A 24,080-nucleotide genomic window follows, 5' to 3' on the forward strand; every position below is an offset into this window, starting at 1 on the left:
GAAGTCTTGAGGTATGTTGAGAATGGGAAGTTAAAAATTAGTAGAAAAACTTCTGTATTGGCGCCGAGATGGAAGCATCTAAGCGCCGAGTATGTGCAGAGCGTGAAGGATTATGAAAAAGCCATCGATGGTGAGCAGTCAGCTGAAGAGCTTTCTGAGGCTGTAATTTCTAAGGCGGCGAAATTTCTCGAGCGACATTTGCATATTTACACTTCGATTATACGTAGTTCATTTGGTGTGTCATAGTAGATAAGGTAAAATTCCTTCTTGGCTTGGTCTAAAGATCTATTTTCAGATTTTATTTAGCTTCTGTTCGAAGCTCCGGGTCATGTCTCCAAGTTCTTCGATTGCCATCTCAATCGTCTTTTTAGCATCGTTGCCAGAACGGCCGGAAAGATAGGGGTCGGGTTTTGTCTTGCCGGATGGTAATCCTGCAGAACTGTTTCTGCTTGTTGAACCTGCGTTCGATCCGGTCGTTGTTCATCCGGATCGAACTTATGGTGCCAGTTTCCTGCGGTTGGACTTTGGGGAAATGATGGGCTTGTCCCTGCCAATAGCAGGCTCTGGTGCGCAGAATTGCGTCAGCCAGGAACAGTTGGGGCTTACGTTGCGGCCTGTCGAAGACGGCGGGAAGGGTGCCGTAGATACGAGGTTTCGCCGTTGTCCAGGACAAAGCCGTCGCGTGGCTCAGCCCAGTGTCCGGCGGATTGCCGTGCGCAAGGTGGCGGCGTCCGTGTGGCCGATGCCGCAGGCCTGCAGGGAGGCGGCGATGCTTGCGACCAGGTCCTGGTTGCCGGCGGCCTGGCTGCCGTCGGGGCGTGTGGTGTTGTTCTCGAAGCCCGTGCGCACATTGCCGCCGAAAAGACCGGCGGCCGTCAGGCAGGCCGTCTCGTAGCGGCCGAAGGCGCAGACTGTCCAATGGGCAAAGCGCGGCTGGCCGGTGTCCAGATAGGGCAGAAGGTCGGCCGGTGCGGAGGTTTGTGAGGCGGTGTAGCGGCCAAGCACATAGAGGACGGGAATGTCCGCGAAGGGCAGGTCGCCGCGCTCGCGCAGCCGGGCCAGCTCGAGAGCTTCCGCAGGCTCGTAGAGAATGATCTGCGGCAGGACGTTTTCCCGTTTCATCCAGCCAAGCAGATCCAGAAAGGCGGGCAGGTGGTCCGGCCCGGGAACCAGTTCGCGATAGGCCAGGGAGACCGCTTCCGGGCGGGTGTCCCTGACCACCGCGATCTGCTCCTGCGGGCTGTAGAGGCCGAGGGCCTCGCTGGTGATCTGGATCAGCAGCCGGTCTCCCACCGCGCTCCGGATGGCGTCGATTGCCGCACGATAGGCGTCGGCATCCAGAAGATGGCCGCCATCGGCCTTGCGCACATGCACATGGATCATGGCCGCCCCGGCATCCAGGCAGGCCTCGGCGGTTGCGGCCAGCTCTGCAGCGGTCATGGGAATGGCGGGATGATCGCTTCTGGTCTTGCGGCCGCCGTTGGGCGCCACGGCGATGGAGACTTCTGCGGGAGGGCGTGACGCGGTCATTTCAGGGTCCGGGAATGGATCATTTGTATTCTTGATAGCAATTGTGAAACAAATGTTGCAAGCGGTAAAAAAGCCGTTAGGATTTGCTCCATGGAGAGACCCCCGCTTGCAGATGCGATCATCCGTTCCTTCGACAGCTATTCCGCAGAAGTGCGGAAAGCCGCGCGTTTCGTGCTCGACAATCCGCGCGACGTGGCGCTTCTGTCGATGCGCGAGCAGGCGCGCCGGGCCGGGGTGCAGCCGTCGACGATGATGCGGCTTGCCAAGCAGCTGGGCTTCGACGGCTTCGAGCCCGTGCGCGATGCCTATGCGGATGCCATGCGCAATCCGGCGAACAGCTTCGAGCGCAAGGCACGGGACCAGCAGCGTCTGCAGGACCTCGGCGGCGAGCAGGCGCTGGCGGCGAAGATCGTCGCCTCGGTTACCCGGCAGCTGGAAGCCCTGTCGGCTGCAGAGCAGCTCGTGCGCCTGTCGGATGCCGCCCGGCTTCTGGCCGGAGCCCGGCGTGTCTATTGTCTCGGCCTGCGCGCGAGCCATCCGATCGCCTGGCAGCTCAACTACATTCTGTCGCTTGTCGGTGACCGCTCTGTCCTGCTGGACGATCTTGCCAATACCGGGTCGGACCGGATCCGCTTCGCGGGTCCGGAAGACGTGCTCTTTGCGGTGACGGTCATGCCCTATACCCAGCTGACGCTGGATGTCGTCGATTATGCGCACAGGCAGGGCGTGCCGGTCGTCGCCCTGACGGACAGTCCGGTTTCGCCGCTGGCGAAGCGTGCCACCATAACGATCGCCACGACGACGGAAAGTCCCTCCTTCTATCACACGATGACACCTGCCTTCGCGCTTGCCGAAATCCTGGCCGTTCTGGTGGCCGGCCAGGGAGACACCGAAACCCTGGATGCGCTCAGACAGGTGGATTCCTATCATGCGAGCCTCGGCACGCATGCCGCCGAACGACCGTTTCCCGTCGCGCGCCCGCCTAAAGAAGTCCAATGACGCATCTTCTGCACCGATCCATTCAATCCGACTTGCCGGTCGCCGTTCGCGGTGAGGGCGTTTTCATTCACGACAGGGACGGGAAGGCCTATCTCGACGCCTCCGGCGGGGCCGCGGTTTCCAGTCTGGGGCACGGGCATCCGGATGTGCTGGAGGCGCTGCACCGGCAACTGGACATGATCGCCTATGCCCATACCGGCTTTTTCACCACGGATGTGGCCGAAAAACTGGCGGACCGGCTGATCGAGGACGCGCCCGAGGGCCTGGAAAGGGTCTATCTGGTCAGCGGCGGCTCGGAGGCGATGGAGGCGGCGCTGAAGATGGCGCGCCAGTATTTCGTGGAAAGGGGCCAGCCCGGACGCCGGCATGTGATCGCCCGCCGTCAGAGCTACCACGGCAACACGCTCGGTGCGCTCGCGGCCGGTGGCAACGCCTTGCGGCGGACGCAGTTCAGCCCCCTGCTCATCGAAACCCACCACATCGCTCCCTGCTACGCCTACCGGCATCAGCAGGAGAGCGAGAGCGCGGAAGCCTATGGCGCGCGCGTGGCGGCGGAACTGGAAGACAGGATCCTGGCGCTCGGCGAAGACCAGGTGATGGCCTTCGTGGCCGAGCCGGTGGTGGGGGCGACCAGCGGCGCGGTGCCTCCCGTTCCGGGCTATTTCCGCAGGATCCGCGAGATCTGCGACCGTTACGGGGTGCTGCTGATCCTCGACGAGGTCATGTGCGGCATGGGCCGCACGGGCACGCTGCATGCCTGCGAGCAGGAAGGAATCCGTCCGGACCTGCTGGTCGTCGCCAAGGGCCTGGGTGGCGGCTACCAGCCGATCGGCGCCGTGCTGCTCAGCGGCAGCGTGTTCGAGGCCTTCGAACAGGGCAGCGGCGTCTTCCAGCACGGGCATACCTATATGGGTCATCCAATGGCGGCGGCGGCCGGACTGGCGGTGCAGGACATCATCCGGCGTGACAATCTTCTGGAAAATGTCACGGCCATGGGCGCCTGCCTGACGGACTGCCTGACCCGGCGTTTCGGCCAGAATGCCTTTGTCGGAGACATCCGCGGCCGCGGACTGTTCCAGGCGATCGAGCTTGTCGAGAACAAGGAAACCAAGGCCCCGTTCGATCCGGCGCTCAGGGTCCACGCGCGCATCAAGCGCGAGGCGATGGAGCGGGGACTGATGGTTTACCCCATGGGGGGCACCATCGACGGCCGGCAGGGGGATCACGTGCTGATCGCACCGCCCTTCATCTCGACGAAAACAGATATCGAGACGATCGTGGATCGTCTTGGCGCTGCAGTCGATGCAGCGATCCGATCAACCGGAATGACATGAGAAGGAAGGAGGGTGTGCAAGCGTCATTTTTGAAATAGAGTGATTGCACCAAGGTCTTTTGCACGCCGGTTCCGGCCGTGTCCGGGGGGCGAGGGGATCGCATTCACCGTTACCGCAAAGAACAGGGGAACTCCCATGAAACTCAGGTATTCTGCAATTGCCGGGGCATTTGCCCTCGGATTGTGCGCTTCGGCAGCGAGCGCGGAAGAATATATTTCCATCGGCACCGGCGGTGTCACGGGCGTCTATTATCCGACCGGCGGGGCCATCTGCCGTCTGGTGAACAAGGACCGCAAGGATCACGGTATCCGCTGCTCGGCGGAATCCACCGGTGGGTCGGTCTACAACATCAACACCGTTCGTGCCGGTGAGCTTGAATTCGGTGTCGCCCAGTCGGACTGGCAGTATCATGCCTACCACGGCACCTCGAAGTTCGAGGACCAGGGTCCTTTCGAGAAGGAACGGGCGGTTTTCTCCGTTCATCCGGAACCCTTCACCCTGATCGCCCGCAAGGGCTCGGGCATTTCCGGCTTCGAGGACATCAAGGGCAAGAAGGTCAATGTGGGCAATGCCGGCTCCGGCCAGCGGGCGACGATGGAAGTCGTCATGGACGCCTTCGGCATGACCATGGATGATCTTGCCCTGGCGGCGGAGCTGAAGGGCTCGGAAATGGCCCAGGCGATCTGCGACGGCAAGATCGACGCGATGATCTACACCGTCGGTCACCCGGCCGCAGCCATCACCGAAGCGGCAACCACCTGTGACGTGGAGATCGTTCCGGTGGCGGGCGAGCCGATCGAAAAGCTCGTCTCGGAAAACCCCTATTACCGTGTTGCCGTCATTCCGGGCGGCATGTATCGGGGCACCGACAATGACGTGTCCACTTTCGGCGTGGGCGCCACCTTCATTTCCTCCTCGGATGTGTCCGATGAAGTCGTCTACACGGTGGTCAAGGCCGTCTTCGACAATTTCGATGCCTTCAAGAAACTGCATCCGGCCTTCGCCAACCTGAAGGAAGAAGAGATGATCCAGGACGGGCTGTCCGCTCCGCTTCATCCGGGTGCCGTGAAATACTACAAGGAACGCGGCTGGATGTAATCCGCGCCGGATCGGCCGGGCAGGGTCACCTGCCCGGCCTTTTGCTTTCGATACAAACGCATCGGGTCCCTCGGGACCACGTCCGGCGGGGGCCGGAGGCCGGGTTCCGCACCCGGTCACTAGGGGACAGGCGGTCCGCAGGCCGGAACGCAAGCAGAGGGACACGGCATGTCAGCTGAAAACGATACCCGGCGCGACAAGGATGTCGACGTGGACATGATGGTCGCCGAGGTCGAGACCGGCGCGCGGTCCGCGGCGGGAGCTGCGGGGAAATTCATACTCGCGCTTGCGTTCGTCTGGTCCTGTTTCCAGATCTATATCGCCTCGAACATTCCCTATGTCCTGACCGAGCTGACCGGGGTCAACGTCGTTTTCAACAACCAGGAAGCCCGGCAGTTCCATCTGGCGTTCGCGCTTGCCCTGGCGATGCTGGCCTATCCGCTGTTCAAGACCTCGCCGCGTGACCGCATTCCCCTCTACGACTGGGTGCTTGCCCTTCTGGGCGCGTCGTCCTGTCTCTATCTCTTCGTCTTCAAGGAGGAGATCGCCAACCGCGCCGGCCTGCCGACCACCGCAGATATCGCCTTTTCCATCCTGGGCATGGTCAGTCTCGGTATCGCGGTCTACCGGTCTCTCGGTCTGCCGCTGGTGATCGTTGCCTCGGTCTTCGTCTTCTATGTCTTCTTCGGTCATGCGTCCTTCATGCCGGATGCGATCCAGTGGAAAGGTGCTTCCCTGGGCAAGGCCATGTGGCACTACTGGATGCAGTCGGAGGGTGTCTTCGGCGTCGCCCTGGGCGTGTCCGCCTCGATGATCTTCCTGTTCGTGCTCTTCGGCTCTCTGCTGGAGAAGGCCGGCGCGGGGAACTATTTCATCAAGCTTGCCTTCGCGCTGCTGGGCCATTTGCGCGGCGGACCGGCCAAGGCAGCCGTGGTCGCCTCGGCCCTGTCCGGCCTCTATTCCGGGTCGTCGATCGCCAATGTGGTGACCACCGGAACCTTCACGATCCCGCTGATGAAGCGCACCGGTTTCTCGCCCGAAAAGGCGGGGGCCGTGGAAGTCGCTTCTTCCACCAACGGTCAGCTCACGCCGCCGGTCATGGGGGCCGCGGCCTTCCTGATTTCCGAGTTCACCGGCATTTCCTATCCCGAGCTCATCAAGAACGCCTTTCTGCCGGCGGTGATTTCCTACATCGCGCTGGTCTATATCGTTCACCTGGAAGCCCTGAAGCTGGGCCTGGAAGGCATGAAGCGGCCGACGGTCACGGCGACCATCGCGCGGCGGCTGTCCGGGGTTCTCTTCGGGTTTCTTGCCATGTGCGTTCTGGCGGCGGTGGTCTATTACGGACTCGGCTGGATCAAGGTGGTGTTCCCGAACCTGACATTCACCGCAGCGGCGCTCATCTGTCTTGCGGCCTATGTCCTTCTGGCCATGGTCGCCGCCCGGCATCCCGATCTGGAGATGGACGATCCGAATGCGCCGATCGAAGAGCTGCCGCGGGCATGGGACGTGGCCGTTACCGGGTTCTATTTCCTGCTGCCCATCGTCATTCTGATCTGGTGCATTCTGGTCGAGCGCCTGTCGCCGACCACCTCCGCCTACTGGGCGACCATCTCCATGCTCACCATCGTGCTGACCCAGCGGCCGCTGAAGGCGGTCCTGCGGTCGAGCGGGGAACTGGGCATCGCCTGGAAGCAGGGAGTGCAGGACTTCATCGACGGGATGATCGCCGGCGCCCGCAGCATGATCGGCATCGGTGTGGCCACGGGGGCCGCCGGGATCATCGTGGGAACTGTGTCCCTGACCGGCGCGCACCAGGTGGTCGGCGAGTTCGTCGAGTTCCTGTCCGGGGGCAACCTGATGCTCATGCTCTTCCTCGTGGCGGTCATGAGCCTGATCCTCGGGATGGGCCTGCCGACGACAGCCAACTACATCGTGGTGTCGTCGCTCATGGCACCGGTGATCGTCACGGTCGGGGCGCAGAGCGGGCTGATCGTTCCTCTGGTCGCCGTGCATCTCTTCGTGTTCTATTTCGGTATTCTGGCCGACGACACGCCCCCGGTGGGGCTGGCGGCCTTCGCGGCGGCGGCCATCTCCGGAGGCGATCCGATCCGCACGGGTATCCAGGGCTTCAGCTACGACATCCGCACGGCGCTCCTGCCGTTCCTCTTCATCTTCAACACCGAACTGCTGCTGATCGACGTCGGGCCGGTGAAGGCGGTCTTCATCTTCGTCATCGGGGTGGCCGCGATGATGCTCTTCGCGGCGGCGACGCAGGGCTATTTCCTCGCCCGAAGTCGCATCTGGGAAACCGTCGCACTGCTTCTGGTCGCCTTCACGCTGTTCCGTCCGGGCTTCTGGCTCGACTATGTCCAGGCTCCCTATGTGGACCGGCCCGGAGCCGATCTCGTCCGGCTGGCCGGCGAGGTCGAGGACGGGGGCACCCTGCGGGTGGTGGTCACGGGACCGGATTTCGACGACGCGGACCGGATCGAGGACCTGACGGTCGTTCTGGAACTGGGGCCGAAAACCGACGGGACCGACCGTCTCTTCGATATCGGCCTGTCGGTCATGGAGGACGGGGACAAGACGGTTCTGGAAGAGCCGATGCCCGGAACGCCGTATTTCACCCAGTTGCAGGGGTACGACTACTACGCCGACGAGAGCGTTGTGATTTCCAAGGTGCAATTGCCTGCGGAACGGATGCCCAAGGAGGTCTTCTACATTCCGGCATTGCTGCTGCTGGGGCTGGTGATCCTCATGCAGCGCCGCCGCCAGACCGTGCCGGCATTCTGACACTCTGACGTCGATCATTTCCCGAACCCCGGCCGATCCGGCCGGGGGGCTGCCGATCCGGAACCGGAGGACATCAATGACCGGAAAAATCCTCGTATCGCTCGATCTCGGCGAACCCGAAGATGCAAGACAGCTTCTCAAGACCGCGGAGGAGCTGGCGTCTCTCCGCAAGGACGAACTGCATATCGTCACCGTGGTGCCGACCTACTCCATGCCGATCGTGGGCTCCTATTTCGGCCCCGGAGAGGAGGAGAAGGTTCTCGAAAGGGCGCTTTCGGCTCTCAAGGCCTTTCTGTCCGAGAACGCCACCCTGGAGAACGTCAAGGGGCACATCGCCCATGGCTCCATCTATTCGGAGATCATGAAGGTGGCCGACAAGCTGGACTGTGACCTCATCGTGATCGGGGCCCACCGGCCCGGCCTCAGCGACTACCTGCTGGGCCCCAACGCCGCGCGCGTCGTCCGCCACGCCAACCAGTCCGTCTATGTCGTCCGGCACTGAGGCAGCCGCTTATGTCCGGCTGCAAATCTTTGCCGTCAACAGGCAGGAGCGGTGCCTGTTGACGGCGGAAACCCGGGCGTGTTGCCGCCCTTGGCGGAAACTGATCCGGTTAGCCTAAAAATTGAGGCAAACCTGCGTTGCAAGCTGAACGAAGTATCAGGGGGGACGCGGTAAGGTCTGCAGGCTTGGACGGGAGGGGTGTCGGAAAAGCCGCCCCACCCCTGTCTGCATTGCCTCAAGTACCACTTCTGCAGCGGAACCCGAAAGTTCCGCTGCAGCTTTATTTCCGGGCCGTGCTCCGGATCCGGTACAGGCGCACAGACCCTATTCGTGGATCTTGAGAAAGAGGCTTCCCTGCGCGTGGGAGCGCTCGGCGGCATCCAGCGCCCTTTGAAGATCCGCGCCGTGGTCGAACCCCGGTTCTGCAGGGGCACCCTCCCGGATCGCGGCCACGAAGCGCTCATAGACCGTTGCGACCGGTTCCGCGGTCACTTCATGCCAATCGGCGGTTTCCAGCGCCGGGTCCCGGCAGACCCGCAGGGTTCCGACCTGCTTTTCGAAACAGACCTCCAGACCGCCTCTGTCGCCATAGAGCCGGAGGCGAAGGTCGTTCAGGTGGCCGGAGGCGAAGCGGGTCGCGCTGACGGTGCCCAGAGCTCCGTTCTCCAGTTCCGCCTGGAGCGTGAAACTGTCATTGGCATCCAGTATGTAGTCGCCGATCCTGCCGTCCGGGGCCTTGTGGAAGGTCTTCAGGCGGCAGGACAGCGCATCGACCCGGCTGCCGGCGGCGAAGGTGGCAAAGTCGAGAATATGAATTCCGACGTCGCCGAGCACGCCCTTGGAGCCGTGCTGCGTGGACAGCCGCCAGAGCCACTGGCTTTGCGAGTGCCAGGGCCCCCAGGCGGGCTGGGTCAGCCAGCTTTGCAGGTAGGAGGCCTCGAAGTGGCGCAGCGCGCCGATGGCGCCTTCCGCCACAAGGGCGGCAGCCTTCTGCAGCACCGCGACATCGCGGTAACTCAGGTTGATCATGCCGACCAGATTTCTTTTCCGCGCCAGCTCCGCCATTTCCACCGCGTCACGGGCGTTGGTCGCGAGCGGTTTTTCGCACAGGACGTGCTTTCCGGCCTGCAGAAGAGGAAGGGTCGTCGCGTGGTGGGCAGCATCGGGCGTGACATTGGCAACCGCATCGAAGTTGCCCCAGGCGATGGCCTCTTCCAGATCGGCGAAACTGTGCGGCATGCCGAAGCGACTGCAGAAGTCCGAGAGGACCTCCGCCCGGCGGTCGACGCCGGCGACGATGTCGACACCGGGGATCTTCTGAAAAGCCGTGGCATGATTGACGGCCATGTTGCCGGTTCCGAGGATCAGTAACCGGACCGGTGTTGCGGCAGATGCCATGAATGTTCTCCATCGCGACTGGGACGGGAGTCCGGCCCCCGGTTCTGGACGCGGGCCGGGAACGGGCGGTCAGCGGAAGCCGTCCTCGCCTTCGGCGTGGAGCTTCGGTCCGCGTTCCTCGATCTTTTCCGGTGCCGCTTCCACCGGCACATTCGGGGCTTCGTTTGGATCGCCCACCCGCGCCATCGGATTGAAGGCCCATTTGACGCCGTTCTTCAGAACCGTGTGCACATTGGCGTCATGGTAGGTCGGATAGGTTTCATGACCGGGGCGGAAATAGAACACATTACCCGCGCCGCGCCTGTAGGTGAGTCCGGAGCGGAAGACCTCGCCGCCCTGGAACCAGCTGATGAACACGGTTTCCAGCGGTTCCGGCACGCCGAAGGGCTCGCCGTACATTTCCTCCATCTCCAGTTCGAAACTGTCCGTCAGGCCTTTGGTGATGGGATGGTTGCGGCTGGTGACCCAGAGCCGTTCCCGCTCGCCGGCCTCGCGCCATGTCAGGTTGCAAGGGCTGCCCATCAGGCGCTTGAAGGGTTTGGAAAAATGCGCCGAATGCAGAAACATCATGCCCATGCCGGACCAGACGGCATCGCATACCCGTTCCACGACGTCTTCCGCCACGTCGCCGTGGGCGGCGTGGCCCCACCAGACAAGAACATCCGTTTCGGCGAGACGCTCCCGGGTCAGGCCGTGCTCGGGATCCTGAAGCGTTGCGGTCGTCGCGCGGATATCGGGATCGGCGTTCAGTGCATCGGCAATGCACTGGTGCATGCCGTCCGGATAGAGATCCGCAACGATGCGGTTGTTCTGTTCATGGACGTTCTCGCCCCAGACCACGGTTCTGATGGTCATGTCGGCTCCTCCCGGTTGCCGTAGGTTCTGATGGGATTGCGGCTTGATGAGTGACGTTCAAAGCGCTTTGGGTAGCGCTAACACCAGTCTTGGGGCCTGTCAATCGGTCTTGTCCCGGGCGGGGCGCCGGTCCGGGGGAGGCCTCAGTAGCCGGCGGTCAGGGCCCCCATGCGGCGCGGGTCGGAGGCGCCGGCCAGCAAACCGGCGGCTTTCATGATCGACTGGGTGGACCCCATCGCATTGCGCAGCTCGATGGTGTGTCCGCGTTCCTCCAGAAGCCTGATCGTGTCCGGCGAAAGGCCTTCCTCGATGCGGATTTCGTCCGGCAGCCACTGATTGTGAATACGGGGCGCGGCCGTCGCCTCGGCGATGTTCATCCCGTGATCGATGACATTGAGGATGATCTGCAGCGTGGTGGTGATGATGCGGCTGCCGCCCGGTGAGCCGGTTGCCAGAAGGAAGACGCCGTCCCTGAAGACGAGCGTGGGGCTCATGGAAGACAGCGGCCGCTTGCCGGCCTCCACGGCATTCGCCGCACCGCCGATCAGGCCATAGGCATTGGGAACGCCCGGCTTGGCGGAAAAGTCGTCCAGCTCGTTGTTGAGCAGCACTCCGGTGCCTTCCGCCATCATGCCGACACCGTAGGAGAAATTCAGCGTGTAGGTGTTGGCCACCGCGTTGCCGTCCTTGTCGACAACCGAAAAATGGGTGGTCTCGTTGCTCTCGTAGGGGGCCGGATTGCCGGGCCTGATCTCTGCGGACGGGGTGGCCGTTTCCATGTCGATGGTCCTGACCAGTTCGGCTGCATAGGCCGGTGAGGTCAGTCCGGTCACGGGGACGTCGACATAATCCGGATCGCCGAGATATTCCGACCGGTCCGCATAGGCGCGGCGCATGGCTTCGGCCATGACATGAATGCTGTCGGCGGAATTCAGGCCGTATTCGGCCAGCGGGAAATGTTCCAGCATGTTGAGGATCTGGACGATATGGACACCGCCGGAGGACGGCGGCGGCATGGAGGCAATCTCGTACCCGCGATAGGTGCCGGTAATGGGCGCGCGCCAGACCGGCCGGTAGGCGGCCAGATCCTCAACCGTCATGCCGCCGCCGGCGGTCTGGACCCGGGCGGCGATCATCTCGGCGGTTTCGCCCTGGTAGAACCCTTCAGCGCCCAGGTCGGCAATCCGGCGCAGGGTGGCGGCCAGATCCTGCTGTTTCAGGATGTCACCCGGCAGTGGCGGTATCATCCCCTGTCTGTAGAAAACGGCCGCGGTCGCCGGATCTTTCGTGAGGCGCGGCATTGCTGCCGTCAGGGCCGCCGAAAGGCCCGGGGTGACGGTGATGCCGTTTTCGGCCAGTTCGATCGCGGGGGCGACGAGCTCCGCCCATGTCAGGTTTCCGCTGCCATGCCTTGCATAGGCTTCAGCGAAGCCGGCAACGGTTCCCGGCACGCCGACGGCCAGACCCGAGAACCGGGATTTGTCGCTGTCCGGCTCGCCGTCCTCATCCAGAAACATGTCCCAGGAAGCGGCCGCAGGCGCCTTTTCCCGGTAGTCCAGTGCTTCGGTCTGCCTGCTTTCGGCCATGTGAACGAGCATGAAGCCACCGCCGCCCAGATTGCCGGCGCGCGGCAGGGTCACGGCCAGGGCGAAGCCGGTGGCGATGGCCGCGTCCACCGCGTTGCCGCCCTTCCTGAGGATGTCGACGCCGACACCGGTCGCCACGGCTTCCTGGCTCGCCACCATGCCGTTTTGCGCGGTGACCGGCTGGAACCGGTCCTTCAGCGAGTAGATGGCGGTGTCCTGAGCGGCAAGGGGAGCTGCCGTTCCGAAGGCGAGTGCAGCAGCCAGAGCGAAGGAGCAGGCAAGGGATTCAAGGTGACGGCGCATGGTTCCCTCCGGCGTTGATGATACGGCAAGTGTGCAGAAGGCCGGAAGGGGAGGCAAGAGTTACGTGCCAAACGCCGGTGCCATGACGCGAACGTGAAACGGTGTGCGGTACCCGTTGCGATTGATTCACCGCAAGGCATGTGTCCCGGGGACGGGTAGAGTGGTGGTACTGATGCCCTGTCTGCCGGAGGTCCCGGAAGACAGGGCGCGTCACAAGGAGGCTTCATGAAACGCAGGTTTTTACGCAAGGCTTCTGCCGCATTGCTATGGGGGCTGTTTGCCCTCTCCGGTGCCGGCCTGTTCGCCCTTGTCCCTTCCGGTGGCGTGAGTCCCGCCTGGGCGGGCGATGCGGCGACCGGAAAGACACTGGCGCTGCGCTGGTGTGCGGCCTGCCATCTGGTCGCCGAGGATCAGCCGAGCGTGGCAAGCACCTCTCTGCCGAGCTTCTACGACATCGCCGCGGATCCCGGGTGGACCGAGGCAGGACTGACGACCTTCCTGGCGGACCCGCATCCCTCCATGCCGGGCATGGCTCTCGGAAATACGGAAATCGCCAATCTTGCCGCCTATATCAGCTCGCTGAAACAGTAGGCTGTCCGGCGCTCATATATCGAACTGCGCCCGCATGGCGGCGTGGAAAGAGCCTGCCTGCTCATCACCGTCGGCGTCGAGGACCTCATCGGCAAGTCCCTCGTTGAAGACTCTTACGTCAACGGTCCTGTGTGTCAGCGCGGCGCTTGCAAGAATGTGATCGAGCGCCTGACTTCTGCCCTTGTGAATGACGGTCCTGCGCCGGTCGAGAGGAAGCGAGGCGTCGAGCTGGTAGAGCCGGCGCGAGGCCAGATCCGGCGATCCGGTGTCATCCGGGTCGGCGCGCAGGAGACGCAGGGTCCCGGTCTCGCCGGTTGCATTGAAATCACCGGTCAGGATCACCCGGGCCTCCTCGTCCGCATCGAACAGCGTTTCGACCGCCAGACGCAGCTCCAGGGCCTGGGCAGTCTGTTTCAGGACGGACAGCTGGTAGCCTTCGGCCCAGGCGGCGACGCTCTTCCAGGTTCGTGCGTCGGTCTTGCCCCCTGGAATGTTCGCGGCGATCGGCGCGCGCAGGTGAACCACGAAAAGATGCAGCGGCCTGGCGCCGCCGAGATCGATTTCGGTCTTCAGGACGGGCCGGTCGAATTCGACCGGTTGCGGTTTGTCGAAGGCCGGGTCGGCGGTTGTCGGCTGCCACAGGGGCGGGTTGGCGCGGGCCTGATAGAGGCTTTCGGCGGAGGCAATGGGATAGCGGGACAGGACGAGCAGATTGTGCCTGTCGCCCGGCCCCTTGCCCGGCGCCCGTTCGCTGGCAGCGCGGTGATAGCGGCTGTAGGGCGTGCCGGACAGCAGCAGGTCGAGCGCCTGGAATTGTCTTTTCGGGCTTGCCGGGGTCTTCTGGGCGTTGACTTCCTGCAGACACAGGATGTCGGCCTCCAGCTCGAGTATCTTCGGGCGCAGGGCGTCCAGTCGCGGTTGCAGCGCCAGCGCATCGAAGCGGTCGCCGCCGAAGGATTCCATGTTGAAGGTTGCAAGTTTCATGTTGCCGGCCATGTCGAGCAGGATGCGAAACGTACCATAGCCGCGGGACCGCGCGAGGTCACGACCGGCAGGCGGTGGCGTCATGCCTGCCCGTTTGTGAAACCGTGACCTCATGGTAGACAGCAGGAACCTTGATGTCAGGAGACCGGCATGGCCGATGACCCTTGTCCCTGCGGCGGCGCGGAGCCGTTTGAGCGCTGTTGCGGACGTTTTCTTGGCGGTGAAGCGATTCCCGAAACCGCCGAGGCGCTGATGCGCTCGCGCTATACGGCCTATGTCCGGCAGGACATAGGCTACCTGAAACGGACGCTCTGGCCGAAATACCAGGACGGTTTCGATGAGCTGGAAACCGCCAGATGGGCAGCCGAAAGCCACTGGACCGGCCTGAAAATTCTGAAAACGGAGCAGGGCGGAAAGGGTGACCGCGACGGCACGGTCCTGTTCGAGGCCGGATATCTTTCCGGAGGCACGCTGCGCGCGCACCGGGAACTCAGCCGGTTCCGCAAGAAGGCCGGCCGCTGGTATTATGTGGAGGCTGTGCCGGAATAGGTTTCTGCGGGGCCGCGGCAACGAAAGCGGTGCCCCGTGAGCTTCGCTGGTCGTCAGCATTGCAGAACCATGATGGAAAAATGTCCGGTCCCTGCGGAAGGCGGCGGGGGGGGCAGGGACCGGACCAAACTGCGGATCGAAGGGAGGCAGCCCTCAACATCCGCAATGCTGGTTCACGTTTCTCGAACGGTCGGACAGATGCATTCCGGCAGGCAGGAAATCGCTCGAGTCAACGTCAATGTTCCCTCTTTGTTCCATGATTTGACGGCTGCGTCAAGCGGCAATTGCGATGGGTCTCCTGATGTCCCTGTGATCGGTGCCGGATTCCGCCCCATGGCGGCGGTGGAAGGAACTCACGCATCTGTGAATCGAAACGGTGTGCGGGTAACCGTTCGCCATTGAATGTTAAGGCCTTCATGACACAAATACGGATCAGGTTTCAAAAGGGATCCGATTTGCGATTTTTCGCCGCCAGCTGGACAAAACATATGCAAGGCGCTGCCTGGCCGCAGGTTCTGGGCAAGGCAGCCAGGGTCGCCGGACTTCTGCGGGATGATGGAAGCGGCCAGGGATCCGCGGGGCGCATGGCCGTTTCGACATTCGCGATCCGTGTGGGCGGTGCCGCGCTTGCCTATCTCTCGCAGATCGTTCTGGCACGGCTCCTGGGCGCGCATGACTACGGCATCTATTCCGTTGCCTGGACCTTCCTGATCGTCATCGGTGCCATGACCTGCGGTGGATTTTCAACATCCGCCAACCGGTTCATTCCGCAATATCTGCGGGCAGGCGACATGGAGGGCCTGCGCGGCTTCCTGCGTGTCAGCCGGCAAACGGCCTTCTTTCTCGGAACGCTCGTGGCGATGCTGGGAATCTGCCTGGTTTTCGCGTTCCGTACGGCGATCGACACGGACTATGTCCTGCCGCTGATGGTCGTTCTGTTCGCCCTGCCGTTTTTCACCTTCGGCCAGGTGCAGGACGGCATCGCCCGCAGTTATGACTGGCCCTTGCTGGCGATGGTGCCCACCTATATCTGGCGGCCTCTCGCCATTCTGCTGCTGCTTGTCGTGGCCGCTTTCGCGGGATTTCGGGCAGATGCGCTCACGGCCACGGTCGTGGTCGTATCGGCCACCATGGCGATCGCCCTTTACCAGTATGTTCACCTGAAGGGGCGTCTGGCGCCGAAGGTTCCACCGGGGCCGCACAGGGTCGACCTGAAATACTGGCTTGCAGTCTCCCTGCCGATGCTTCTGGTGGACGGCTTCCTGCAACTGATCACCAGCGCCGACGTCATCATGATCAGTTTCTTCGAGGATCCGGACAAGGTGGCGGTCTATTTCGCCGCCTCCAAGACGCTGGCCCTTGTCCATTTCGTCTATTTCGCGGTGAGATCCGCATCCGCGCACCGGTTTTCCGGCTATCTTCACAGTGATGACAGGACAGGCCTTGCCGACTACGTGCGCCAGGCGACGCACTGGACCTTCTGGCCGTCTCTTGCCGCCGGCGCGGGGCTGCTGCTGATCGCGCCGCTGCTGTTGCGCCTGTTCGGCAGCGGGTTCGAAAGCGGCTACTGGCTGATCGCGCTCCTTATGATCGGTGTCCTGGCCCGGGCGTCGGTCGGTCCGGCCGACGCGCTGCTGACCATGACCGGGCATCAGAAATCCTGCGCGGTGATCTATGCGGCCACCTTCCTGCTGAACGTGGTATTCAACCTGGCCCTGATCCCGCTTCTGGGGCTCGCCGGTGCGGCGATCGCCACCAGTTGCGCGATTTTCTTCGAGGCTGCCGCCCTTGCGCTGACGGCGAAACGCAAGCTCGATATCACGACATTCGTCGTGCCTCTTCTTTTCGTATCGAGGGAACGGCCGGTTGACCAGTGATCCGAAAGCAGCGTCGGGCCTGGAGTTCCGTTTCTTCGCTCCCCTGAGCGAAGATCTCCCTTCGGGCGCCTGGCAGCAATTGTGCGATGCGGCTCTCGATCCGAACCCGTTTTTCAGCCCGGCGTTCCTGTGTCCCTACCTGCAGCACATGGGCCGGGGAGAGGTCCGGCTTGCCGTGGTCCGCGACGCCGGGACGGGGGCGTGGCTTCTGGCGGCTCCCGTGGGACGGCGCCGTCTCGGCATGGTGCTGCCGGCCGCCACGGTCTGGGCAACGGACTATTCCCCTCTCGGCACGCCTCTCATGCATCCGCAGGCCGGGGGGGATGCCGTCGACGTCTTCCTTTGGGCGGCGGCCGGGTCCGGCGCCCTGCTGGCCATCCCCTATCTGCCGCTGGCGTCGGAAACGGCGGCGCGCCTGCGCGGGTCGCCGGCCGTGCGGATCGCGGTTGCCGCGCCGGAGAAGCGCTCCGGGCACGACGCGGGACCTGCCGGCGAGCAACAGCTGCAGGCCGCCTTCAGCGGCAAGCGGCGCAAGGAGATGCGCCGGCTGCTCCGCCGTCTCGGGGATGAGGGGGAGATTCGCTTTGAAAGCCTGAAAGGTCCGGACGTCGCAGGCGCCTTCGACGCTTTCCTTCGCCTGGAAGCCAAGGGGTGGAAAGGCCGCTCGGGAACCGCCCTGGCAAGCCGGCCGCAGACCGAAGCCTTCGCCAGAACCGCGATTGCCAATCTGGCCGCGGTGGACAGTGTGCGCATCGACCAGCTGCGGGCAGGCGATGCGCTGGTGGCCTCTCTTGTCCTGATCCAGGAGCGCGGCCATGTCTTTTCCTGGAAAATCGCCTTTGACGAAAGCCGCGCACGTTTTTCTCCGGGCGCCCAGATTGCCCTGCAGGCCTTGCGGGAAAATCTGGCGATGCCGGGGTTCGAAGGGGCCGATTCCCTGGCGATCCCCGGTCATTCCATGATCGAACCGCTCTGGCGGGGCCGCGTGGAAACGGGAACGCTGCTGGCGGCGAAAGGGCCTCTGGGAGGCCTGATGACGGCCGCCGGGGAAAGGGACCTTGCGGCGATGCGCTGCCTGCGCCGGATCGCGCGTGCGGTGAAACGGCGGCTGTAGCGTGTTGCGTTCGGGCGATTTCCCGAGGTCAGTTCAACGCGCCACGCTTGAAGGGAGCCGTTCAGGTAAAGTTTGCATCCTCACGCTCCGTCCTTGAGCGTTCGCGAAGTTCGCGGCGGATGATCTTGCCCGTGGTGGTCATGGGCAGGTCGTCGACAAATGCGATCTCGCGCGGATATTCATGGGCGGACAGGCGGTTGCGGACAAATGCGCGGATGCTGTCCTCCAGCACCTCGCCGGGTTCTTCTCCCGGCTTCAGAACGACATAGGCCTTGACGATTTCCGTGCGCAGCGGATCCGGCTTGCCGATGACCGCGGCCAGGGCCACGGAGGGATGCTTGATCAGGCAATCCTCGATCTCCCCCGGTCCGATCCGGTAACTGGCGGAGGTGATGATATCGTCGTCCCGGCCGACAAAATGCACATATCCGTCCTCGTCGACCACGCCCTGGTCCCCGGTGATCATCCAGTCGCCGATGAATTTCTCTTCGGTCGCCTCCGGCTTGTTCCAGTATTTCAGGAACATCACCGGGTCGGGCCGCCTGATGGCGATCTGGCCGAGGGTTTCCGGAGGCAGAGGTGTGCCGGCGCTGTCGATGATCGCCACCTCGTGTCCGGGAATGGCCTTGCCGATGGCGCCGGAGCGGCTGACGCCCATCTGCGAGGCGGATCCCAGAACCGCGTTGCATTCGGTCTGGCCGTAGAACTCGTTGACCGGAAAGCCGAAGGTTTCGGCGAACCAGTCATAGGTTTCGCGGCCGAGGGACTCTCCGGCCGAGCCGACGCTGCGCCAGGAAAGCTTGAACCGCCTGCCCGGATTGTCGACCGCGCGCAACATCTTCAGGGCTGTCGGGGGAATGAAAACGTTGCGGATGGCCTGGGTTTCCAGCAGACGGAAGGCAAACTCCGGATCGAATTTTTTGAAGGCATGGCAAACCACGGGCACGCCGAGGGCGAGGGCGGGAAAAAGAGCGTTCAGGAGTCCGCCCGCCCAGGCCCAGTCGGCGGGCGTCCACAGGATGTCGCCGCTGCGGCCGAGAAAATTCTGCGACAGTTCGATGCCCGGCATGTGGCCGGGCAGCACGCGGTGACCATGCAGCACGCCTTTCGGCTGACCCGTGGTGCCCGAGGTGTAGATCATCAGCGCGGGATCGTCCGGTGTGGTCTGCAATGTGTCGTAGCTGTCGGAGGCGGCGGACAGAAGATCCTCGAAGCCCAGCACCCCGGTGTCCGGCCCATCCACACAGACGACCAGACCCAGGTCGGGAAGGTCCTCCCGGATTTCCGCCAGCTTCTCCACTCCCGCCGTGTCGGTCACAAGGGCCCTGGCGCCGGAGTCCGACAGGCGATAGCGCAGGGCCTCGCGCCCGAACAGAGATGCCAGCGGCACGGCAATCGCACCGAGCTTGTACGCACCGATATGGGCAATCGCGGTTTGCGGGATCTGGGGCAGGAGCAGGGCCACCCGGTCGCCTCGCCGGATGCCTTGCGCCTCAAGGGCGTTGGCGAAGCGGTTTGCCGCCCGGTTGAGGGCCTGGTGGCTCCAGTCCTGCTGCGATCCGTCCGCAAGCATGTGGCGGATGGCAAGACGCTGCGGGTCCTTCGCGGCCCATTGGTCGCTTATGGCGCCCGCCATGTTGAAGGTTTCTGGCAAGGCCCAGCGGAAACGGGCTTTCAGCGTGTCATAGTCGCTGGCGGGCTGCAGCATAGGTCGGATTCCGGTGCTAAAAAATTAGGCAGCGGAGTTTAGGGCGCGGGATGCTGCAGCGCAATAGATCTGCTGAATTACCTTTTGGCCAGCGGATGCGCGCTTTCCACCAGCTCCCGCAGGCGTTCGTCGAGAACATGGGTGTAGATCTGCGTGGTGGAGATGTCCGCATGCCCCAGGAGCTGTTGCACCACGCGCAGATCCGCGCCGTTCTGCAGCAGATGGGAGGCGAAGGCATGGCGCAGGACGTGGGGCGAGACCTTCGTGGCGTCAAGACCTGCGGCCACCGCCAGATCCTTGAGGTCACGGGCGAAATGCTGCCGGGTCAGATGTCCGCTGTCTCCATGGGAGGGGAAAAGCCAGGGGCTCTTTTCATGGGCCCCCTCCGCGGCGCGCAAGCCGACATAGTCCTTCATGGCCGCCTGGGCCGCGCGGGACAGGGGAACCAGCCGTTCCTTGCCGCCCTTGCCCCTGATCTCGATCAGCCGGGCATCCCTCAAGGCGGCGGACACGGGCAGGGCGACCAGTTCCGACACCCGCAGGCCGGTTGCGTAGAGGGTTTCGATTAGCGTGTACATGCGCTGGGCGCGCAGGCGGGCGGCGGCACTCTTCTGAGGTTTTTCCGCTTCCCTTCGGGCCGTCTCGATCAGGATATCGACCTCGTCCATCGAGAGCACCTTGGGCAGGCTGGCGCGTTTCCTGGGGGCGGACAGGGTCCGGGTCGGGTCGTCCTCCCGGCTGCCTTCCGCATAAAGGAACTTGTAGAACTGTTTCAGCGCCGAAAGCCGGCGCGCCTGGGAGGTTTCGGCGAAACCGCGCCGGACGAGGTCGCCCAGATAGGCGGAAATATCCTCCGGGCAGGCGGCCGCCAGGGATTTGCGGCCCAGAAAGCCGGAAAAATCCTCCAGGTCCCGCCGGTAACCCTCAAGAGTGTTCTCGGCCGCGCCGCGTTCGGCGGCCAGCATTTCCAGAAAGTTTTCCAGGTCGAAGCCAGTTGCCATCAGCGGCCAAAACCGTCCTTCTTGACACGAACCGTGATTTCCCGCTCGCGGGGGTCGACAAAAGTCGCCAGCGAATAAATCGCTCCGTATCCGAGCGCGCCCAGCAGCAGGAGCGCAAACAGCAATCGGGTCAGGGTCGGCACTCGGATCTCCCGGATCGTAACATTCGGCGAATCGGATGCCGAATTGTTTCAGCAAGCGAGCGCCGCGCGCAAGGGATCAGATACCGACAACTTCCCGTGTTCTCCCCCGTGCCTTTTTCGTCGAATATGCTACAACGCCGCCATGAAAGAAAACGACAGGATGCGGAGCCCTGAAGAGGGCGCCGCGGAAATGACAGCGCAATCGGTCGACCGCGCCCGGCTTGTTCAGGCTCTGGGGCGCCGGTCGATCGTGCTGGTCGGCATCATGGGGTGCGGAAAGTCGACGGTGGGCAAGCGCCTCGCGCATCGGCTCGGGCTTGAATTTGTCGATGCGGATACCGAAATCGAGCGTGCCGCGAACATGACGGTGTCCGAGATCTTCGCCGAACATGGCGAAGACTATTTCCGCAGTGGCGAGGAACGGGTGATCGCCCGGCTGCTGCGGGAAGGCCCCCAGGTTCTGGCGACCGGCGGCGGCGCCTTCATGAGCGAGGCGACCCGGGCGGAAATCAGCGAACGGGGCCTTTCCATCTGGCTCAAGGTGGATCTGGAGACCGCAATGGCGAGAGTGCGCCGCCGGGCGACCCGGCCGCTGTTGCAGACCCCGGATCCGGAAGGGACGATGTGCAAGCTGCTGGCCGAGCGCGAACCCGTCTATGCCCGGGCGACGATGACCGTGCGGTCCAGGGACGTCCCGCATGAGGCTGTGGTGGACCAGATCGTTCTTACTCTTGCCGGTCACCTGTTGCAGGGTGAGGACGGCAGCCTTCCGAAGACCTCCATTTCCTGAATTTCAAAGCGTGACAGCATGGCAGATACGGCAACAGCAGATGCAGAAAACGGCTCCGGGCAGGACGTGAAAGTCGTCCATGTGGATCTTGGTGCGCGCAGCTATGACATCAGGATCGGCCGCGGCCTGCTGGCATCGGCCGGTGCGGATATCGCCCTGGCCGTTCCCGGTGCGCGGCTGGCGGTCGTTGTTGACGAGACCGTCGCAAGGCTGCATCTGAAGGCTTTCTCGGCAAGCCTGGACGCCGCCGGTCTGGAGCATACGGTAATTACCGTTCCGCCCGGCGAGAGCACCAAATGTTTCAGCCAGTTCGAGCGATTGTGCGATGAAATCCTGGCGGCACGGCTGGAGCGCAACGATGCGGTCGTCGCGCTGGGCGGCGGCGTGGTCGGGGATCTGACCGGTTTTGCCGCATCGGCGGTGCGGCGCGGCATGACCTTCATCCAGGTGCCGACAAGTCTTCTGGCCCAGGTGGACAGTTCCGTCGGCGGCAAGACCGGCATCAACTCCCGCCATGGCAAGAACCTGATCGGTGCCTTTCACCAGCCGGTGCTCGTGCTGGCCGACACGGCCATCCTGGACACGCTGTCCCAGCGGGAGTTCCGCGCGGGATATGCGGAAGTCGCGAAATACGGCCTGCTTGGCGATGCGGATTTCTTTGCCTGGCTCGAGGACAACTGGCAGGCGGTCTTTGCCGGCGGCGGCGAGCGGGAGGAGGCGGTTGCCCGGTCCTGCCAGGCCAAGGCCGATGTCGTTGCCGCCGACGAGCTGGAAGGGGGGCGCCGGGCGCTGCTCAATCTTGGCCATACCTTCGGCCATGCACTGGAATCGGCGGTATCCTATGAAACCGAACGCCTCGTCCATGGCGAAGGGGTTTCCATCGGCATGATGCTGGCGCATGAGTTTTCCGAACGGCTCGGGCTGATCGGCGAAGAGACGAGCCTGCGTGTGCGCAAGCATCTGACGGATGTCGGCCTGCCGGTGCGGATCGGACAGATTCCGGGACAGCTGCCGCCCGCGGAAACCTTCATGGATATCATCGCGCAGGACAAGAAGGTGAGCCGGGGAGCGCTGACCTTCATCCTGACCCGCGGCATCGGCGAGGCCTTTGTCGAAAAGGGCGTGGATCCCGCGCAGGTTCTGGACTTTCTCAAGGAGAAGCTTCCGGCATGATGGAAACAGCTGTCTGGCTGGCGATTGCCGCCATTTTTGTGCTTCTGGTTCTCTCGGGTTTCTTTTCCGGTTCGGAGACGGCGCTCACCGCCGCGTCCCGTGCCCGGCTGCATCAGCTTGAAAAGACCGGCGACTGGCGGGCGGGCGTGGCCAGCCGCCTGATCGCGTCCCGGGAACGGCTGATCGGCGCGCTGCTTCTGGGCAACAACCTCGTGAACATTCTGGCCTCGGCGCTGGCGACCAGTGTGTTCATGACCCTGTTCGGCGAGGCGGGGGTGGCGCTTGCGACCCTCGTCATGACGGTGCTGGTGCTGGTCTTTTCCGAAGTGCTGCCGAAAACCTGGGCGATATCCAACCCGGAGCGTTTTGCCGTGGCGGTCTCGCCGATCGTGCGGCTGGTTGTCGCGGTCTTCGGGCCGGTGGTGATCGGAGTGGAGTGGATCGTTCGCCATATTCTGAAACTGGTCGGGGTCGATGTCCACGATGACAGGTCCATTCTCTCCGCGCTCGATGAGCTGCGTGGCGCCGTGGATCTGCAGCATATCGAGGGTGCTCTGGAAAAGGGGGAGCGCGACCGTCTCGGCGGTCTGCTCGATCTTGCCGAGCTGGAAGTGTCCGACGTGATGGTGCACAGGACCAACATGGTGGCGCTCAACGCGGATGACAGCGCCGCCAATCTGGTCGACGCCACGCTGGCATCGCCCTACACGCGTATTCCGCTGTGGCGGGGCGAAAGCGACAATTTCGTCGGCGTTCTGCATGCCAAGGACCTGCTGCGGGCACTGCATGCGGTGGGGGGCGATACCAGCAAGATCGACATTCTGGATATCGCGGCTCCGGCCTGGTTCGTGCCGGACACGACCAGCCTCAAAGACCAGCTCAATGCCTTCCTGCGCAACAAGTCGCATTTCGCGCTCGTCGTCGACGAATACGGCGAGGTGATGGGGCTGGTAACCCTCGAGGACATTCTGGAGGAGATCGTCGGCGAGATCGCCGATGAGCACGATGTCGAACTGGAAGGCCTGCGCCCGCAGGCGGACGGATCGGTGATCGTCGACGGGTCCGTTCCCATCCGGGATCTCAACCGGGCCGCCGACTGGAATCTGCCGGACGACGAGGCGACGACAATCGCCGGTCTGGTCATTCACGAGGCGCGGATGATCCCGGAGGAGCGGCAGATCTTCACCTTCCACGGCTTCCGCTTCACGGTTCTCAGACGGGAGAAGAACCGCATCACCCGGCTGAGGATCATGCCGCTTGGGCAGGCGCGTGCGCTGGCCGGTTCGGATGCCGCCCGCGCGCCCGTGCAGTCCCTGCCGTCGCAAGCGGGTTCGTGACGTGATGTAGCAGATGCCTGCCTGCGCCCGGGCGCAGGCCGAATTGCTTCGGAAACAGGGCCGGAAAGGGGCCGCTCAGTCCGCGATCCGCGCCGCGCGGGGATCGGGCTCGCTGTCGGAGCGGATCTCGAGGGCCAGGGCGTGGATGCCGTTGGCCAGTTCCTCCGCCAGAACGTCGTTCACCGCCCGGTGGCGCGCCAGGCGGTTCATGCCCTCAAACGCGGCGGCGGCAATCTGGACGCGAAAATGGGTCTCGCCACCCTCCTTCCAGCCCCCGTGGCCGCGATGTTTCTCGGACTCGTCGATGACGTTCAGAAAGGACGGGGAAAAGGCCGATGTCAGCTTGATGACGATAATCTCTTTGGTGTTCATGTTTTTAACGTGTACCCCCTGTTTTCAAAGTTCAAGTCTT

The 24,080-nt window shown here is 63.4% G+C and carries 22 protein-coding genes; 13 read left to right on the forward strand and 9 right to left on the reverse strand.

Annotated features, from left to right (window positions below):
* Positions 1-246, forward strand: a 246-nt coding sequence (locus tag DCO57_RS23695) for a hypothetical protein (protein WP_205756133.1), incomplete at its 5' end; no start/stop codon positions are given.
* 441 nt (positions 247-687) lie between these two features.
* On the opposite strand, the gene DCO57_RS11285 is transcribed toward DCO57_RS23695, so the two are convergent.
* Entirely contained in the window at positions 688-1,530 is an 843-nt protein-coding gene (locus DCO57_RS11285; protein ID WP_116699008.1) for a 3-keto-5-aminohexanoate cleavage protein, read from the reverse strand.
* Between the two features lie 90 nt (positions 1,531-1,620).
* On the opposite strand from DCO57_RS11285, the gene DCO57_RS11290 reads away from it, so the two are divergent.
* From DCO57_RS11290 to DCO57_RS11310, 5 genes are all read left to right on the forward strand, one after another.
* Positions 1,621-2,529, forward strand: a complete 909-nt coding sequence (locus tag DCO57_RS11290) for a MurR/RpiR family transcriptional regulator (RefSeq protein ID WP_116699009.1) — start codon at positions 1,621-1,623, stop codon at positions 2,527-2,529.
* A complete protein-coding gene (locus DCO57_RS11295) occupies positions 2,526-3,863 on the forward strand; it encodes an aspartate aminotransferase family protein (protein ID WP_116699010.1) in 1,338 nt (445 codons plus the stop codon). Before DCO57_RS11290 ends, DCO57_RS11295 begins: the two co-directional genes overlap by 4 nt.
* 135 nt (positions 3,864-3,998) lie before the next feature.
* Positions 3,999-4,961: a TAXI family TRAP transporter solute-binding subunit gene (locus DCO57_RS11300; protein WP_116699011.1), complete on the forward strand. Its 963-nt coding sequence runs from the start codon at positions 3,999-4,001 to the stop codon at positions 4,959-4,961.
* A gap of 168 nt (positions 4,962-5,129) precedes the next feature.
* Entirely contained in the window at positions 5,130-7,757 is a 2,628-nt protein-coding gene (locus DCO57_RS11305; RefSeq protein ID WP_116699012.1) for a TRAP transporter permease, read from the forward strand.
* A 76-nt stretch (positions 7,758-7,833) separates the two neighbouring features.
* Positions 7,834-8,259, forward strand: a complete 426-nt coding sequence (locus tag DCO57_RS11310; RefSeq protein WP_116699013.1) for a universal stress protein — start codon at positions 7,834-7,836, stop codon at positions 8,257-8,259.
* 324 nt (positions 8,260-8,583) lie between these two features.
* On the opposite strand, the gene DCO57_RS11315 is transcribed toward DCO57_RS11310, so the two are convergent.
* From DCO57_RS11315 to ggt, 3 genes are all read right to left on the reverse strand, one after another.
* Positions 8,584-9,657, reverse strand: a complete 1,074-nt coding sequence (locus tag DCO57_RS11315; protein ID WP_116699014.1) for a Gfo/Idh/MocA family oxidoreductase — start codon at positions 9,655-9,657, stop codon at positions 8,584-8,586.
* Between the two features lie 69 nt (positions 9,658-9,726).
* Positions 9,727-10,512, reverse strand: a complete 786-nt coding sequence (locus tag DCO57_RS11320; protein ID WP_116699015.1) for a ThuA domain-containing protein — start codon at positions 10,510-10,512, stop codon at positions 9,727-9,729.
* 143 nt (positions 10,513-10,655) lie between these two features.
* Complete coding sequence (gene ggt, locus DCO57_RS11325; RefSeq protein WP_116699016.1) at positions 10,656-12,401, reverse strand: gamma-glutamyltransferase; 1,746 nt, start codon at positions 12,399-12,401, stop codon at positions 10,656-10,658.
* 225 nt (positions 12,402-12,626) lie between these two features.
* Between ggt and DCO57_RS11330 the strand changes: the two genes are divergently transcribed.
* Positions 12,627-12,992 (forward strand): c-type cytochrome, encoded by a 366-nt coding sequence (locus DCO57_RS11330; protein ID WP_244287928.1) that lies wholly within the window; start codon positions 12,627-12,629, stop codon positions 12,990-12,992.
* A 12-nt stretch (positions 12,993-13,004) separates the two neighbouring features.
* On the opposite strand, the gene DCO57_RS11335 is transcribed toward DCO57_RS11330, so the two are convergent.
* Complete coding sequence (locus DCO57_RS11335; RefSeq protein ID WP_208977902.1) at positions 13,005-14,060, reverse strand: endonuclease/exonuclease/phosphatase family protein; 1,056 nt, start codon at positions 14,058-14,060, stop codon at positions 13,005-13,007.
* A gap of 66 nt (positions 14,061-14,126) precedes the next feature.
* On the opposite strand from DCO57_RS11335, the gene DCO57_RS11340 reads away from it, so the two are divergent.
* The 3 genes from DCO57_RS11340 (at position 14,127) to DCO57_RS11350 (ending at position 17,516) form a co-directional block, all read left to right on the forward strand.
* Positions 14,127-14,525 carry a YchJ family metal-binding protein gene (locus DCO57_RS11340; protein ID WP_116699017.1) on the forward strand — a complete coding sequence of 133 codons (399 nt, stop codon included), beginning with the start codon at positions 14,127-14,129 and terminating at the stop codon, positions 14,523-14,525.
* Positions 14,526-15,013: 488 nt separating this feature from the next.
* On the forward strand, positions 15,014-16,402 hold the full coding sequence (locus tag DCO57_RS11345; RefSeq protein ID WP_116699149.1) for a lipopolysaccharide biosynthesis protein: 1,389 nt from the start codon (positions 15,014-15,016) through the stop codon (positions 16,400-16,402).
* Complete coding sequence (locus DCO57_RS11350; RefSeq protein WP_116699018.1) at positions 16,392-17,516, forward strand: GNAT family N-acetyltransferase; 1,125 nt, start codon at positions 16,392-16,394, stop codon at positions 17,514-17,516. The genes DCO57_RS11345 and DCO57_RS11350 overlap by 11 nt, the downstream gene beginning before the upstream one ends.
* A gap of 61 nt (positions 17,517-17,577) precedes the next feature.
* Here the strand turns inward: DCO57_RS11350 and DCO57_RS11355 are convergent, their stop codons facing one another.
* The 3 genes from DCO57_RS11355 to DCO57_RS23520 form a co-directional block, all read right to left on the reverse strand.
* The gene (locus DCO57_RS11355; protein ID WP_116699019.1) at positions 17,578-19,224 is read right to left on the reverse strand and encodes an AMP-binding protein; all 1,647 of its coding nucleotides are present in this window, start codon (positions 19,222-19,224) and stop codon (positions 17,578-17,580) included.
* Between the two features lie 77 nt (positions 19,225-19,301).
* Positions 19,302-20,225, reverse strand: coding sequence for a site-specific tyrosine recombinase XerD (xerD, locus tag DCO57_RS11360; RefSeq protein ID WP_116699020.1), 924 nt, complete (start codon positions 20,223-20,225; stop codon positions 19,302-19,304).
* Positions 20,225-20,368: a hypothetical protein gene (locus DCO57_RS23520; RefSeq protein ID WP_165814719.1), complete on the reverse strand. Its 144-nt coding sequence runs from the start codon at positions 20,366-20,368 to the stop codon at positions 20,225-20,227. The genes xerD and DCO57_RS23520 overlap by 1 nt, the downstream gene beginning before the upstream one ends.
* A gap of 190 nt (positions 20,369-20,558) precedes the next feature.
* Here DCO57_RS23520 and DCO57_RS11365 point away from each other — a divergent pair, with 190 nt between their 5' ends.
* The 3 genes from DCO57_RS11365 to DCO57_RS11375 are packed head-to-tail and all read left to right on the forward strand — an operon-like array spanning position 20,559 to position 23,668.
* Positions 20,559-21,158, forward strand: a complete 600-nt coding sequence (locus DCO57_RS11365; RefSeq protein ID WP_165814720.1) for a shikimate kinase — start codon at positions 20,559-20,561, stop codon at positions 21,156-21,158.
* Positions 21,159-21,176: 18 nt separating this feature from the next.
* Positions 21,177-22,331: a 3-dehydroquinate synthase gene (aroB, locus tag DCO57_RS11370; RefSeq protein ID WP_116699022.1), complete on the forward strand. Its 1,155-nt coding sequence runs from the start codon at positions 21,177-21,179 to the stop codon at positions 22,329-22,331.
* Positions 22,328-23,668 (forward strand): HlyC/CorC family transporter, encoded by a 1,341-nt coding sequence (locus tag DCO57_RS11375; RefSeq protein WP_116699023.1) that lies wholly within the window; start codon positions 22,328-22,330, stop codon positions 23,666-23,668. The genes aroB and DCO57_RS11375 overlap by 4 nt, the downstream gene beginning before the upstream one ends.
* Positions 23,669-23,743: 75 nt before the next feature.
* Here DCO57_RS11375 and DCO57_RS11380 read toward each other — a convergent pair whose 3' ends face one another.
* A complete protein-coding gene (locus tag DCO57_RS11380) occupies positions 23,744-24,040 on the reverse strand; it encodes a BolA family protein (RefSeq protein WP_116699024.1) in 297 nt (98 codons plus the stop codon).
* Positions 24,041-24,080: the final 40 nt, after the last annotated feature.

The organism is Labrenzia sp. 011, from assembly GCF_003075075.1.
In the GTDB taxonomy this organism is placed as follows: domain Bacteria; phylum Pseudomonadota; class Alphaproteobacteria; order Rhizobiales; family Stappiaceae; genus Roseibium.

What these genes read in the sequence shown, in the direction of transcription:
- DCO57_RS11285 (WP_116699008.1), bottom strand. Translation starts at nt 1,530, where the DNA reads ATGACCGCGTCACGCCCTCCCGCAGAAGTCTCCATCGCCGTGGCGCCC.
- DCO57_RS11290 (WP_116699009.1), top strand. Translation starts at nt 1,621, where the DNA reads ATGGAGAGACCCCCGCTTGCAGATGCGATCATCCGTTCCTTCGACAGC.
- DCO57_RS11295 (WP_116699010.1), top strand. Translation starts at nt 2,526, where the DNA reads ATGACGCATCTTCTGCACCGATCCATTCAATCCGACTTGCCGGTCGCC.
- DCO57_RS11300 (WP_116699011.1), top strand. Translation starts at nt 3,999, where the DNA reads ATGAAACTCAGGTATTCTGCAATTGCCGGGGCATTTGCCCTCGGATTG.
- DCO57_RS11305 (WP_116699012.1), top strand. Translation starts at nt 5,130, where the DNA reads ATGTCAGCTGAAAACGATACCCGGCGCGACAAGGATGTCGACGTGGAC.
- DCO57_RS11310 (WP_116699013.1), top strand. Translation starts at nt 7,834, where the DNA reads ATGACCGGAAAAATCCTCGTATCGCTCGATCTCGGCGAACCCGAAGAT.
- DCO57_RS11315 (WP_116699014.1), bottom strand. Translation starts at nt 9,657, where the DNA reads ATGGCATCTGCCGCAACACCGGTCCGGTTACTGATCCTCGGAACCGGC.
- DCO57_RS11320 (WP_116699015.1), bottom strand. Translation starts at nt 10,512, where the DNA reads ATGACCATCAGAACCGTGGTCTGGGGCGAGAACGTCCATGAACAGAAC.
- ggt (WP_116699016.1), bottom strand. Translation starts at nt 12,401, where the DNA reads ATGCGCCGTCACCTTGAATCCCTTGCCTGCTCCTTCGCTCTGGCTGCT.
- DCO57_RS11330 (WP_244287928.1), top strand. Translation starts at nt 12,627, where the DNA reads ATGAAACGCAGGTTTTTACGCAAGGCTTCTGCCGCATTGCTATGGGGG.
- DCO57_RS11335 (WP_208977902.1), bottom strand. Translation starts at nt 14,060, where the DNA reads ATGACGCCACCGCCTGCCGGTCGTGACCTCGCGCGGTCCCGCGGCTAT.
- DCO57_RS11340 (WP_116699017.1), top strand. Translation starts at nt 14,127, where the DNA reads ATGGCCGATGACCCTTGTCCCTGCGGCGGCGCGGAGCCGTTTGAGCGC.
- DCO57_RS11345 (WP_116699149.1), top strand. Translation starts at nt 15,014, where the DNA reads ATGCAAGGCGCTGCCTGGCCGCAGGTTCTGGGCAAGGCAGCCAGGGTC.
- DCO57_RS11355 (WP_116699019.1), bottom strand. Translation starts at nt 19,224, where the DNA reads ATGCTGCAGCCCGCCAGCGACTATGACACGCTGAAAGCCCGTTTCCGC.
- xerD (WP_116699020.1), bottom strand. Translation starts at nt 20,225, where the DNA reads ATGGCAACTGGCTTCGACCTGGAAAACTTTCTGGAAATGCTGGCCGCC.
- DCO57_RS11365 (WP_165814720.1), top strand. Translation starts at nt 20,559, where the DNA reads ATGACAGCGCAATCGGTCGACCGCGCCCGGCTTGTTCAGGCTCTGGGG.
- aroB (WP_116699022.1), top strand. Translation starts at nt 21,177, where the DNA reads ATGGCAGATACGGCAACAGCAGATGCAGAAAACGGCTCCGGGCAGGAC.
- DCO57_RS11375 (WP_116699023.1), top strand. Translation starts at nt 22,328, where the DNA reads ATGATGGAAACAGCTGTCTGGCTGGCGATTGCCGCCATTTTTGTGCTT.
- DCO57_RS11380 (WP_116699024.1), bottom strand. Translation starts at nt 24,040, where the DNA reads ATGAACACCAAAGAGATTATCGTCATCAAGCTGACATCGGCCTTTTCC.